Genomic DNA, 13,259 nt, shown 5'->3' on the forward strand with positions numbered 1-13,259 from the left:
CCTTGAAGATATTCTGGCAGCTGATGGCTGGGCCAAGGGGCAGGTTGCAAAAATCATTGAAGAGAGGATTGGCCATTGTTAGGTACAACCATCATATCCCTGGTCATTTTATTGGGCGTCCTGATTTTCGTTCACGAGATCGGGCATTTTCTTGCAGCCAAATGGGCCGGAGTAAAAGTCCTCAAGTTTTCCCTGGGTTTCGGGCCGAAAATCTTCGGCAAAAAATGGGGTGAAACGGAGTACCTTATCTCCGTCTTTCCGTTGGGGGGCTACGTGAAACTTTTAGGCCAATCGGAAGATGAAGAGATGTCCGAAGAGGACGAAAAGGGATCCTTTTCCGCGAAATCCGTCTGGAAACGCATAGTGATCGTCTTTGCGGGTCCTCTGGCCAATTTTCTTATGGCCGTTGTGATTTTTGCCGGTATTTACATGTACGGAGTGCCCGCCATGACCGCTCAAATCGGAGGGGTACAGCCTGACTCTCCGGCCTTTTTCGGAGGAATCAGCAAAGGAGACATCATCGCAAAAATCGATGACCGAAGCATAAGGAGATGGGATGAACTGGCTGAAAGTGTAGCCGAGAGCAAGGGAAGACCTCTCAGAATCGAATTTAATCGCGGTTCTCTCAATTATGTGGTTTCGGTTAGCCCCACACTTCAGAAGGCCAAAAATATTTTCGGCGAAGAGGTGAATGCCTACAAGATCGGCGTTATGCCGACAGGATACACGATTACGGAACGGTTGAATCCCTTTTCGGCGATTTTGCAAGGTACAAAACAAACTTGGGCCATCACCCATATGACGCTGTTGAGCATTTACAAGATGATGGAAGGCGTCATTTCTCCAAAGAATCTGGGGGGGCCCATTTTAATTGCCCAGATAGCGGGGAAAGAAGCACGGGAAGGCGTTATTCCGTTTCTCTTGTTTATGGCTCTGCTGAGCGTCAATCTGGGCGTTCTTAACCTGCTGCCCATCCCGGTGCTGGACGGAGGGCATATCCTGTTTTTCCTTATTGAAGTCGTCAAGGGAAGCCCGGTCAAACCCAAATGGCGTGAATTTGCCCAAACGGTTGGTTTTGCCGTTATCATCATCTTGATGATCTTCGTTTTTTATTTCGATCTCACCAGAGTCTAGAAAGATACTGATGAAAACACTTGCCATCGACACGTCAGGAAAGTCTGCAGGAATTGCCGTCTTGTTGGATAACGGGATTATGTATGAAACTTACCTGAATACGGGGCAGAACCATTCTTTGGTGCTGTTGCCCGAAATTGATAAAGCCCTGAACACACTGAAACTCACCCTGAATGACTTCGATCTCTTCGTTGCGACGGCGGGACCGGGATCTTTTACGGGACTTCGGATTGGATTAAGTACCCTGAAGGGATTTGCTCTCAGTCTTAAAAAACCGTTGATCGGTGTTTCCACGCTGGAGGCCCTGGCCCACAATATCTGTGTGGAAAACCTGCTGATCTGCCCGGTTATGAACGGTCCCATGGACGAGATTTATACGGCCCTGTACCGGCACCATGACACGGAAGGCTGCGCACCGATTCTTGAGGATCATGTTACAAGCATTCCCGCCTTGATCGGGCATATCCGTGAACCTGTCGTGTTTATAGGTGATGGGGCATCTCGTTGGAGAGAGACCCTGAAAGAACATCTGCGGGAATGGGCCCTTTTCGCACCGGAATATATTAGCTTTTGTCGACCGTCCGTCATCGGGTGCATCGGCATAAGAAAGTATGAAAGACAAGAAATCGACGACATGGTCAGCTTAATCCCCTTTTATCTTCGGGTCTCCGAAGCGGAAATGAAAAACCCCTCCCATTAGGATCTCTTGCTTATTCATATTTGACAAGTCGGAGCAATTCGGATAAGAGCAATGCTGTTTTTTGCTACGCCGTATTGTATAAATCGGGAAGCGGGATCGGGGATGAAGAACGCATTTCAAGAAGCTCACAGTGGTATCATTGCTCGAGAGGGCGTCCCTTTCATCCTCGTATTTCTCTTCTTCAGCCTCAGCGCCTTTTTCTTTGGGGCTTTGGTTGCCGGTACATTTTTGCTTTTCCTTACACTGTTCACCGTCTGGTTTTTTCGTAATCCCCAAAGGATAACCCCTGAATATGAAAAATTGGTTATTTCTCCGGCGGACGGCAAAGTCATAAAAATTGAAGAACTAGGAGGCAGGGATTTTCTTAACGGTCCCTGCAAGAAAGTCAGTATCTTTATGAGTATATTCAATGTTCACGTCAACCGCATTCCTTATGAGGGTCATGTCGAACTAATACGCTATCAAAAAGGTAAATTCGTTTCGGCGAATCGTGATAAAGCTTCTACGGACAACGAAAGGAATATCATCAAAATCAGAGGAAATGACGGGAATGAGTTGCTGGTGGTCCAGATTGCCGGTCTTATTGCAAGGAGAATTGTCTGTTGGATAACAGAAGGAATGTATGTTAGAAAAGGCGAAAGATTCGGTATGATTCGATTTGGTTCCTGTGTTGAATTATACCTGCCTCCGGACTGTCTGATTTCGGTCAACGTGGGCGAAAAAGTGGTGGGTGGCGTGACACCCATAGGATGCCTTAAATGAATGACGGCACAACCAGTAAAAGACAAAAAATACGAAAAGGCGTTTACATATTACCGAATCTGTTCACGACAGCCAACCTGTTGTGCGGGTTTTATTCGATTATCTTAGCCATGGAGGGGGACTTCTTCCTGGCGGCGATACCGGTCCTTATCGCCTTTGTGCTCGATGGGCTGGATGGCCGCATTGCTCGAATGACGAACACGACCACTAAATTTGGTGCGGAGTATGACTCCTTGTCTGATCTGGTTACATTCGGTGTCGCCCCCGCAGTTCTGGTTTATGTGTGGGGTTTAACCCCATTCGGCAAATGGGGTTGGCTCGCCGCTTCCCTTTTTGTCATTTGTGGTGCCTTGAGGCTTGCCCGTTTCAATATCCAGATTGGTATCGTTGACAGCAAGACGTTTAACGGATTGCCCATACCCGCGGCCGCGGCCGTTGTGGCCACAACGATTCTTCTTTATTACAAGCTCGGAGGTACAGGCGCATACCACAATGTCTTCATTCTTTTCGGTGTATTTGCCATTGCCATTCTGATGGTAAGCAACATCCAGTATTATAGTTTCAAAGATCTGAATTTTTTTGCAAAAAAGCCTTTCATGTCCTTTCTTTTGATAGTGTGTATCCTGTACATTTTCATTGCCGAAACGGAAATCATGATTTTTACGTTTGCCCTGGGTTACGCCCTCTCTGGTCCTTCTTGGTTTTTGTTCAAATTGGTAAACAAATATTTTTCCCAGGCAAGGCTCAAGCACTCGTACAATCTCAAACAGAATAAATAATTGAAACAAGAACGTCAGGTTATTATGGGCCGGTTAAAACAGGTTATGAAAATGCGTTAAAGTCAGTATGGAGGATGTTTCTGTATGAAAATATATGATGTCGCAGTTGTTGGCGCCACAGGTGCTGTGGGGAATCAAATGATAAAAATTCTGGAACAGCGTGATTTTCCAGTGGCAAATTTGAAGTTGTTGGCATCTGAACGATCCAGCGGAAAGGAAATGGAATTCAGAGGCAAATCCATTCCTGTGGAAGTTTTGAAGGAAGATTCCTTTGCAGGGGTGCAGCTGGGTCTTTTTTCGGCAGGAGGCAGTATCAGCGAAAAATTTGCCTCCATCGCGGTCAGGGCCGGGTGCGTGGTGGTCGATAACACGAGCGCGTTTCGCATGGTTCCAGATGTTCCCCTCGTGGTTCCGGAGGTGAATCAGGAAGCGATTGCTCAATATAAGAAGAAGGGTATTATCGCCAATCCCAACTGTTCGACCATACAGATGGTCGTCGCTTTGAAGCCGATCCATGATGCCGCTAAAATAAAAAGAGTCGTTGTTTCCACATATCAGGCCGTATCCGGTACGGGGGTGAAGGCCATTGAGGAATTGTCTTCCCAGACGAAGGCCCTGATCGCCGGGGAAGAGCCTGTTGTCGAGGTTTACCCTTACCGCATCGCTTTCAATTGTCTGCCCCAGATCGACGCTTTTGTTGAAAACGGCTATACAAAAGAAGAAATAAAAATGGTCAACGAGACAAAGAAGATTTTTAACGATGATTCGATAGGGATCACGGCGACCACCGTCCGTGTCCCCGTTTTCTTTGGTCATTCCGAATCGATCAACATCGAAACGGAGAGAAAAATCACTCCTCAGGAAGTCAGGGAACTTTTAGCCAGCACGCCGGGGGTGAGGGTCGTTGATGATCCGGCTAAGCGGGAATACCCGCTTGCGATCGATGCGGCCGGCTGTGATGATGTATTGGTCGGGCGTATCCGTGAGGACGAATCCATTCCAAATGGTATCAATTTGTGGGTCGTTGCCGATAACTTGCGCAAAGGAGCCGCTTTGAATGCCGTCCAGATTGCGGAAGTGCTGATAAAAGAATATTTATGAGAATTATAGGGGGAAGCCAAAGGGGATTTCTCTTCAAAACGCCGAAAGGGGTGCATGTGAGACCTACAACGGATATGATCAGGGAAGCCCTCTTCAATATCCTCCAGCCTGTATCCGGAAAAACATTTCTGGATACTTTTGCCGGAACCGGTGGGGTGGGTATGGAAGCCCTAAGCCGAGGAGCGGCGCAAGTTGTCTTTCTGGAAAAAAAAATGACTTTGGTCAGATCAATATGGGATTTGGCAAAAGAACTGAGCTATGAGCATAAAGTGAACGTTATTTCCTCAGATGTGAAAAAAGGTATTCCGCAAGTTGCTGAGTTGGATATCGAATTCGATAATGTATTTCTTGATCCGCCCTATCAGAGGGGCTTGATTGAAGACACGATAACACGAATCGGTGAGGCCGGGCTGATTGGTGAGAATTCTGTTATGGTCGTCCAGCACTCGAAAAGAGAACCGGTTCGTGTAACGCATGAGAAATTTATCATAGAACAGCAGCGTAAATACGGTGATTCCATGCTGACGTTCATAAAAATAAAATCATAGGCGGTTAAATTCAATGAAAAAAATTGCTGTTTATCCGGGTTCATTCGACCCCATCACCAACGGTCACGTCGACCTCATTAGAAGAGGTTTGCGTATGTTTGATCAACTCATTGTTCTCATTGCCCACAATCCTAATAAGGTGTCGCGATTTACGATCGAAGAGAGAATCACAATGATCAAAGATGTCATCAAGGATATGGAAAGGGTCCGTGTGGATGTTTCTGCCGGTCTTTTGGTGAATTATCTCCGTGACAACGGGGCAAGCGTTATTCTCAGGGGTCTGCGGGCATTATCCGACTTCGAATATGAATTTCAGATGGCCCTCATCAACCGCCGTATGAATCGGGATATTGAAACGGTCTTCCTCATGACGGGCTACAAGTGGTTTTATACCAGTTCAAAAATTATCAATGAAGCCGCAAGTTTGGGAGGAAATATTAAGGGACTGGTTCCGGATCTCGTCTATCAGAATCTGTTAAAAAAATATGCTTCCGTAGAGGAATAAAAAATATGATCCTGTCAGCGAGAATTTCCCTGATTAAATCCTCTCCGACACTCGCAATTACCGCCAAGGCCAGCGCTCTGAAAGCCGAGGGGAGAAATATCATCACTTTCGGTGCCGGCGAGCCGGACTTCGATACACCGGACAACATTAAAGCCGCTGCAATCAAGGCGATCAATGACGGTTTTACAAAGTACACACCCGTCGGAGGCATAGACGAGCTGAAGGACGCGATTATTGAGAAATTTGAGAAGGACAATGGTCTCAAATATCACAGGCCGGAAATAGTCGTTTCATGCGGGGCAAAACATACTCTTTATAATCTGGCGCAGGTGCTTTTTGAGGAAGGGGATGAGGTGCTCATCCTTTCGCCATACTGGGTTTCCTATCCGGACATTGTTGTCCTTGCCGGAGGAAGGCCCGTCATCTTGAAGACAGACGTCAAAAACGGATTCAAACTGCAGCCCGAACAATTAAAGAAGGCCATAAACAGTAAAACAAAGGCCATTATATTCAACAGCCCCTCAAATCCGTCCGGCATCGCCTATACGGCGGATGATTTCAGAAAATTGGCCGGTATTATTCGAGAAACGGGAATATTTATCATTTCGGACGATATTTATGAGAAGATCATATACAACCATTTTCAATTTACCAATATTGCAGGTGTTATGCCTGAGTTGAAAGAAAAAACAATTCTCGTCAATGGTGTGTCAAAAACCTACGCCATGACGGGATGGCGGATCGGTTACATGGCGGGGCCGGAAGAAATCTCTGCAGCGGTTGCGAAACTTCAGAGTCAGAATACCTCTAACCCGACGTCGGTTGCTCAGAAAGCTTCCGTCGAAGCCCTTCGTGGACCGCAGGATAGCGTGGCCCAGATGGTCGCGGCTTTCGCTGAAAGAAAAAACTATATCGTTGGCGCGTTGAACAGCATTCCCTATGTTTCCTGTATGAATCCCGTAGGGGCATTTTATGTTTTCCCTGATGTTTCGTACTATTACGGAACAACCCACAACGGAAAGGAAATCAGGGGGTCAACCGATATTTCAAACTATCTGCTCGAGGAGGCCAATGTAGCGGTGGTGCCGGGTGGCGAATTTGGTCATGACGGGCACATTCGCCTGTCCTACGCGACATCGATGGCTGATATCCGAGAGGGGATCGAGAGAATATCAGGCGCCCTTTTGAAATTAAAAAAGTAATAATCAGGAAGGATCTTTGGCATGGGCGGACTATTTGGCGTGATTTCTAATGAGAATTGTTCGAAGGCCCTTTTTTATGGGACGGATTACCATTCGCATCTTGGTACGGAAAGCGCCGGGATGGCGGTTTACGGACCGGAAGGATTTTATAAAACGATACACAGCATCAGCCAGGCACAGTTTAAATCGAGATTTGTCGATGACTATAAGGTCATGAATGGTCATATGGGGCTGGGTGTTATCGACGACGATTCCCCACAGCCCCTTGTGTTCAGGTCAAAGTTTGGAACTTTTGCCATTGCCGCCACCGGTTTGATTGAGAACAAGGAAATCATGACGGATGAGTTGCTGAAGGAGGGCATTTCATTCAGCGAAAGAACGGGTGGCAAGGCAAATTCCGTCGAATTGGCGGCCAAAGTCATTAACAAGGGTGAAAGTATTGTCGACGGTATCCGAAAACTGCAGGACCAGATCCAGGGTTCCCTTTGTATCCTGATCATGACGGAAGAAGGCATCTATGCGGCCCGGGATAAATTCGGCCGATTTCCGCTGTCCATTGGCCGGGGGACCGCGAATAAGAAAAATCTGGCGGTTGCCACCGAGGCCAGTTCACTTCCTAACCTTGGATTTGAAATCGAATCCTTTATCGATGCCGGGGAAATTGTCTTTCTTTCCCCTTCGGGACAAGTTGAAACCCTGTCTCCTCCTTTACCGGTCAAGAAAACATGCGCCTTCCTCTGGATCTATACGGGATATCCGTCATCGATTTACGACGGGGTCAGCGTTGAAAGCGCCCGGGAAAGATGCGGAGTTGCCATTGCAAAGAAAGACCATGTCCAGGCTGATTTTGTGGCCGGTGTGCCTGACTCGGGTGTCGGGCATGCTCTCGGGTATGCAATGGAATCGGGACTGCCCTTCCGACGTCCCCTGGTCAAATACACACCCGGTTACGGAAGAAGTTATACGCCGCCCTCACAGGATATCCGGAATCTCGTGGCGACGATGAAACTCAGTGCGATACGGGATGTTATTGCCGGAAACCGCATGGTTCTTTGTGACGACTCGATTGTCCGGGGAACGCAGTTGAAAAGCGTCACGGTAAAAAAACTTTGGGATAACGGAGCGAAAGAAATTCACATCCGTCCGGCCTGTCCCCCCCTCCTGTTCCCTTGCAAGTACGGATCATCGACGCGCGCCATCGACGAACTGGCGGCCAGACGAGCCATCAGGAATATCGAAGGAAAGGATATCGATGATATCTCCCCCTACCTGGATCCGAATTCTCTGGAATATCAGGAAATGGTTGAATGGATCCGCAAAGATATCAATGTTACTTCACTTATGTACCTGAATATACAGGAGATGATCGAAGCCATCGGTATACCGGGCGATCAATTGTGCCTCTACTGCTGGCGTGGGGACGAAAGAAAAACATAGCTTTCGCTTCGAAGTTCGCCTATGGTTAATAGACTTTTGCCTGGGTATAATTCTACAGCCAAATAAAATTTAATTAAAATTACCGGAGGGAAAATCATGAAAACCTTGGTGCGCATCCATTTGTTTCTTTTTGTGATGTTCCTGGCGCTCGGCCCCGTCGCTTGCACAAGGTCTGAAACCAAAATTCAACCCCTGAAAATGCCATCCGCCTACCCTAATGCCGTTCAGGTCGGGGATGCCTTGGTGGGGGCCGAAGCCTACAACGATAGCAGGAAAGCGGGGGAAGCCTTTGGATTTGACATCCGAGGGGCCGGTATTCTCCCGGTGCGGGTGGTCTTCGACAACAAGGGAAGTGCCCCCTTAGAAATCATTTCTTCCCAGACGTTTCTCCTGGATGCCGAAAATAATGCCTGGCCAGTACTGGAGCAGCGTATCGCCTTCGAGAGATTGAGCAAAAAAACGGAGATGGGAGAAGTCCTTCCTCAGGGAGCGAAATATGGTGCCTTGGGTGGCCTTACAGGAGGTATCGTCGGGGCGGCCGTCGGGATAGTTTCCGGTTCAAATGTGGGAGATGCCGCCATGAAGGGTGCGGCGGCAGGGGCGGCGGCCGGTGCGGTCCTTGGCGGTGCGAAGGGCTTAACAGATGGGGAAGTCCGGGAGCGAATACACGCTGATCTGTCAAAAGGTTCTCTGGAAAACAGGCCGGTCAGACCCATGGAAATTGCCTATGGCTTCATATTTTTTCCGGGAGAATCCAAGGAAGCCAAGGAGTTGCGAATACAGGTTCGAAATGCCCTATCCGGTGAGATCTATCACCTGAATATGAAGCTGGAACCCTGAATTCATTTTGGCTCAGCATTGGAGTGTGCCGATCAGATCGTGAACACTCCGGATTTGCTGTCTGTCCATGAAGGCGATGATCCCCTTTAAAATATGAATACTCGCCTGTGGATTGATGAAATTCGCTGTCCCTATCTGTACGGCCGTTGCTCCCGCTATGAGAAATTCCAGGGCGTCATTTGCATCCATGATACCGCCGATTCCGATCACCGGAATGGAGACACGGTTGGCAACCTGCCAGACCATGCGCAGGGCAACCGGTTTAATGGCCGGTCCGGAAAGTCCCCCGATAATGTTTTTGAGATGAGGGACACGTTTTTCAATATCAATGGACATGCCGGTGATGGTATTGATCAGTGAGACCGCATTTGCACCGGCCGCCTCGACGGCTTCAGCAATCAAGGCGACATCAGTGACATTCGGCGTCAGCTTGACGATAACCGGAAGGGCGGTAACCGACTTGACGCGTTTCACCACGTCCATCGCCATCTCCGGATGTGACCCAAAGGCAATTCCCCCCTTGCTGACATTAGGACAGGAGATATTGACCTCAAGTCCATGCAGCCCGGTCGCATCGTTCAATAACTCGGCAATCCGCTGATAATCCTCGGCATTATCTCCAAGAATGTTTGCAATAACAGGGACGTCAAACGTCCGTAGGAAGGGAAGCTTGTCTTCGATAAAGGCGTGTACCCCCACGTTTTGCAAACCGATGGCATTGAGCATGCCGCTGGCGGTTTCGATAATACGGGGGGGAGGGTTCCCCATCCGTGGTTCAAGAGACAGCCCCTTGACAACGATGGCTCCCAGCGCGTTCAGGTCAAGAAAAGGGGCATATTCTTCGCCGTAGCCGAAGGTTCCCGAAGCCGTTATGATGGGGTTTTTTATTTTTACTCCCCCGATATCGACAGATAAATCGAAATCAGATTGCATGATACACATCCTGTCATTCATTTCCACAACAGGCCCCTGAGGTCAAAAACAGGTCCGTCTGAACAAACCTGATGATATGCCCACTCGGAAGACGGGTCACGGACCTTGATCGAACATCCCAAGCAGGCACCGATGCCGCATGCCATCCGTTCTTCCATGGAAACACGGCAGGGGATCGATGTCGGTTGCAGCAACTGTGCAAGCGTCCTGATCATGGGTGTCGGTCCACAGGAATAAATACATGTTTTATTCTCATCGAACCTTGGAAGATCGCGTCGGAGCAGATCGGTTATGGTCCCTTTGAAGCCCGCGCTGCCATCATCGGTGGCTATCCGCACATCCGAACAGAGATGTTTGATTTTCTCAAGACCGACCAGTGTTGAGGACGTTTCCGCACCGTAATAAAATGTCATTTTTCGTGTTTCCGGTTTTTCGATCGGTCTTTCCCTACTGGGATCCAGGTTCTTCACCAGGTATTCCAGAAAATAGGATAACGGCGCCGCCCCAATTCCCCCCGCCAAAAGAATGATATGCGAGCGCTCCGGCATGATATCAAAATGCTTCCCGAGAGGACCGAGAATATCCACCGTGTCGCCTGCAACCAGGCGTGACAGGGCCGTGGTGCCTTTGCCCACTACACGATACAGAAATTCAAGGACCGTTCCCGCTTCCGTCTGAAAAACGCCATACAGACCGAGGGGTCTTCTCAGCAGCGGGTCTTGAACCCCCTGTTTTCGTATCATCATAAATTGTCCCGGAAGGGCTGAGTCAAGCCGTGTCGATAAGAGAACCGACATAACAAGGTAATCCTCAGCAATCTGTTCGTTTTCGATGATTTTTCCTGAATCCAAATGGATTGTCATGGTCATGTCTTAATGTCCGTCGATCTGAAAAGTCATGATCAAAGCGTCTTCCCGGGTGTCCGTGTAGTATCCCTTTCTGATGCCGGCCATGACAAAGTTGAATTTTTTATATAAGTTCAAGGCCGGTTCATTGGAAGGCCGCACTTCCAGTGAACCGTCTTTCACCTTTCCCAGGGCGCAGATCCTCATCATTTCTCTGATGAGGAGGACGCCAATTCCGTGACCACGAAGATCATTCTTTACGGCAATTCGTTGAAGTTGCACCTCATCATGCAATATCCAAAAGATGATATAACCAGCAATCCCCTGATGGGGGAGACGAGCGACCAGATGACGTGAAAAAGGCAGGACCAATTCCTGCCTAAACATATCCCCTGTCCACTGACTCTGAAAAGCCGTCTCTTCGATGGCCAGGATTGATGGCAGATCACGAATAGTCATCGTTTTAAATTGCAGACCGCACGGAATCATGTTTTTCTCAGAATCTCCAGTGTCAGTACGGAAATCAGAAATACGGTTGAAAAATAAAGAAGGGTTTTCCGATGCTGTGTCGTGGTTAGAACGGCGGCCACACCGATCAGGGGAAGGGCGTAATAGGAATAAAAAAGAGCCCTCTCCGCAGCCTGGGGAAGGGCATCATAAAACGGGGGGATGTATATCAGCCCGAATATGAGGGGCAGCGTTATCATGGAGAAAGTATAAAGGAAGTAAACCATAATGGGCAAGGTTGGTGTAGGGGGCTCGAAAGAACCGTCCGTTGATTCGATTTGTTTAAGGGCTTTTTCCGACAAACCTTCGTTGAATCGTGCGATCTGCGCTTCGAGTTTCTGACCCAGGAAACCAAGGGGGAGATAAAAGAGAATACACAGGGCAATCATTTCCTGATGAATCCGGGGCATGTTTTGAACCATTGGGATGACTGTCAGGGTGGAAACGGCGGCAACGATGGAATCGTTGGGCGGCAAATAGGTCCCAAGCGGGGCCTTGTTGCACCAAAAGAGCTCGATTACGGCTCCGACAAAAAGACCTGTAAGGACATTGCCCAGAATCAGCCCGATGATCGGCGCAATAACGATCGGCCTGGACAGCATCGTCTGGAAAACGATCCGGTCCAGACAGAGGATCGTTGCCGCGAGCGTCGCCCAGACGAGCCTGTTGAAAACGATCGTATCTATCGCTATTGCATCCATTTCATCAAAGCAGCGTGCCAAGCAGGTAAGGAGTCATCAAATTTTCACTTAGTACTGTCACGGTATTCTTTCGGCCATATTCTCTGCAGCGTTGTAAAGGGCGTCGATCCGGGTTTTTCGGGTAAAATTTTCACTTTTATCTCATAGGTTCCGGCCGGGCCCGTTATCCCGCTGTATGTGACGATGCGTGTTCTTCTCGGAGGAATGCCCCTGTCGATGGTTTTCGTTCCAACGGGGAAGGGGCAGGCCGGTCCACCGCTTATCACTCTGCATTCGAGGGAATATTGCATACCCGGTTCTTGGGTGATCCTACCCTTGTTGATAAACCGGATCGTAAAATTAAAGGGTGCGTTTTCCTTAAGCCGTGGGGGTTGTGTCATGATGCTCTGAACGGAGATTTCTGGCACAACCTTGGGAGGAGTGCTTGCCTGCACCTGCGTATTTTGTGGGCCGGGAAGGGCACTTGCCTGTACCTGCGTATTTTGTGGGCCCGGAGGGGCAAAACCCGATATGGGTCCCCGCTTGACCTTCTTTTCCAAGGTCGCCATCTGTCTGAACTTTTCGGATGGCACATACCGAAGGGATATGCCTTCCGTATATTGTGAACTGAGACTGTTGTTACTGTAGGTGACCTCCTCGAAACTGCGGTTGGGGTTCACCTGTGCGGAAAAACGGTATTTCACTCCTTTTTCCGGTGCTTCGATCGAAGGAGAGTTCCAGACCACCTGGGTGCCGGTTATGTCTCCCGGACGCGGCCACAGGCCCCCGATATAGTAATTATTGGTTAAACCGGCTGGACAGGAACCCGTTATTCCACCCTTCTCCATGGAGCAGGAAACATTGAGCGTCGTCTGGTTTGAAACGGCCGTCCCCCGATTACTCACGGTCCAGACAAAAGACAAATGCCTTGTGGGGTAGGTGACCCCATCGGTACTGGCCTCACCCGGAGCAATCTGAACGACTTCGAATTTGTCGACGACAAGATCGGGAAGATCTTTCGCTGACAGGTCATTGATAAAAATCGACAAGCCGAACAGAAAAAAGACAGACAAAAAAATTTTTCCGATTTTCAGCATGTGCGCCTCCCTGTTTCAAACAAATCGTAAAGCATCACCTTTCAATCTATTACCGGATCCCTCAATCGTATTCATTTTAACGGCCCGTGGGAAATAAATAGCCAACGGCGCTAAAGTTTCTAACACGTATTTCGTCGTCTCCTGTTCATGGAGATCCCCATCATGGTCGCATACCCTGCCTGACTGGCC

15 protein-coding genes are annotated in these 13,259 nt (G+C 48.7%); 10 read left to right on the forward strand and 5 right to left on the reverse strand.

What is annotated here, in order from left to right; all coding sequences use genetic code 11:
* Positions 1 to 75 precede the first annotated feature (75 nt).
* The 10 genes from rseP to GX147_01815 all read left to right on the forward strand — a co-directional run bounded on the left by rseP (position 76) and on the right by GX147_01815 (position 9,008).
* Positions 76 to 1,134, forward strand: coding sequence for an RIP metalloprotease RseP (gene rseP, locus GX147_01770; GenBank protein ID NLN59436.1), 1,059 nt, complete (start codon positions 76 to 78; stop codon positions 1,132 to 1,134).
* A 10-nt stretch (positions 1,135 to 1,144) separates the two neighbouring features.
* Positions 1,145 to 1,834 carry a tRNA (adenosine(37)-N6)-threonylcarbamoyltransferase complex dimerization subunit type 1 TsaB gene (gene tsaB / locus GX147_01775; protein ID NLN59437.1) on the forward strand — a complete coding sequence of 230 codons (690 nt, stop codon included), beginning with the start codon at positions 1,145 to 1,147 and terminating at the stop codon, positions 1,832 to 1,834.
* A 102-nt stretch (positions 1,835 to 1,936) separates the two neighbouring features.
* Positions 1,937 to 2,596, forward strand: coding sequence for a phosphatidylserine decarboxylase family protein (locus tag GX147_01780; protein ID NLN59438.1), 660 nt, complete (start codon positions 1,937 to 1,939; stop codon positions 2,594 to 2,596).
* The gene (gene pssA, locus GX147_01785; GenBank protein ID NLN59439.1) at positions 2,593 to 3,375 is read left to right on the forward strand and encodes a CDP-diacylglycerol--serine O-phosphatidyltransferase; all 783 of its coding nucleotides are present in this window, start codon (positions 2,593 to 2,595) and stop codon (positions 3,373 to 3,375) included. The genes GX147_01780 and pssA overlap by 4 nt, the downstream gene beginning before the upstream one ends.
* An 84-nt stretch (positions 3,376 to 3,459) precedes the next feature.
* Entirely contained in the window at positions 3,460 to 4,476 is a 1,017-nt protein-coding gene (locus tag GX147_01790) for an aspartate-semialdehyde dehydrogenase (GenBank protein ID NLN59440.1), read from the forward strand.
* Complete coding sequence (rsmD, locus tag GX147_01795; GenBank protein NLN59441.1) at positions 4,473 to 5,024, forward strand: 16S rRNA (guanine(966)-N(2))-methyltransferase RsmD; 552 nt, start codon at positions 4,473 to 4,475, stop codon at positions 5,022 to 5,024. The genes GX147_01790 and rsmD overlap by 4 nt, the downstream gene beginning before the upstream one ends.
* A gap of 13 nt (positions 5,025 to 5,037) precedes the next feature.
* Positions 5,038 to 5,529 carry a pantetheine-phosphate adenylyltransferase gene (coaD, locus tag GX147_01800; GenBank protein ID NLN59442.1) on the forward strand — a complete coding sequence of 164 codons (492 nt, stop codon included), beginning with the start codon at positions 5,038 to 5,040 and terminating at the stop codon, positions 5,527 to 5,529.
* Between the two features lie 5 nt (positions 5,530 to 5,534).
* Positions 5,535 to 6,731 (forward strand): pyridoxal phosphate-dependent aminotransferase, encoded by a 1,197-nt coding sequence (locus GX147_01805; GenBank protein NLN59443.1) that lies wholly within the window; start codon positions 5,535 to 5,537, stop codon positions 6,729 to 6,731.
* A gap of 21 nt (positions 6,732 to 6,752) precedes the next feature.
* On the forward strand, positions 6,753 to 8,168 hold the full coding sequence (locus GX147_01810) for an amidophosphoribosyltransferase (GenBank protein NLN59444.1): 1,416 nt from the start codon (positions 6,753 to 6,755) through the stop codon (positions 8,166 to 8,168).
* 96 nt (positions 8,169 to 8,264) lie between these two features.
* A complete protein-coding gene (locus GX147_01815; GenBank protein NLN59445.1) occupies positions 8,265 to 9,008 on the forward strand; it encodes a glycine zipper family protein in 744 nt (247 codons plus the stop codon).
* A gap of 12 nt (positions 9,009 to 9,020) precedes the next feature.
* On the opposite strand, the gene GX147_01820 is transcribed toward GX147_01815, so the two are convergent.
* From GX147_01820 to GX147_01840, 5 genes are read right to left on the reverse strand one after another with little or no spacing between them, the layout of a single operon-like run.
* Positions 9,021 to 9,941: a dihydroorotate dehydrogenase gene (locus GX147_01820; GenBank protein ID NLN59446.1), complete on the reverse strand. Its 921-nt coding sequence runs from the start codon at positions 9,939 to 9,941 to the stop codon at positions 9,021 to 9,023.
* Positions 9,942 to 9,958: 17 nt separating this feature from the next.
* Positions 9,959 to 10,810 (reverse strand): dihydroorotate dehydrogenase electron transfer subunit, encoded by an 852-nt coding sequence (locus tag GX147_01825; GenBank protein ID NLN59447.1) that lies wholly within the window; start codon positions 10,808 to 10,810, stop codon positions 9,959 to 9,961.
* Between the two features lie 3 nt (positions 10,811 to 10,813).
* Complete coding sequence (gene rimI, locus GX147_01830) at positions 10,814 to 11,275, reverse strand: ribosomal protein S18-alanine N-acetyltransferase (GenBank protein NLN59448.1); 462 nt, start codon at positions 11,273 to 11,275, stop codon at positions 10,814 to 10,816.
* Positions 11,272 to 11,994 (reverse strand): PTS sugar transporter subunit IIC, encoded by a 723-nt coding sequence (locus tag GX147_01835; protein ID NLN59449.1) that lies wholly within the window; start codon positions 11,992 to 11,994, stop codon positions 11,272 to 11,274. Before GX147_01835 ends, rimI begins: the two co-directional genes overlap by 4 nt.
* A gap of 44 nt (positions 11,995 to 12,038) precedes the next feature.
* Positions 12,039 to 13,070: a hypothetical protein gene (locus tag GX147_01840; protein ID NLN59450.1), complete on the reverse strand. Its 1,032-nt coding sequence runs from the start codon at positions 13,068 to 13,070 to the stop codon at positions 12,039 to 12,041.
* Positions 13,071 to 13,259 lie beyond the last annotated feature (189 nt).

Source organism: Deltaproteobacteria bacterium (assembly GCA_012522415.1).
In the GTDB taxonomy this organism is placed as follows: Bacteria; Desulfobacterota; Syntrophia; order Syntrophales; family JAAYKM01; genus JAAYKM01.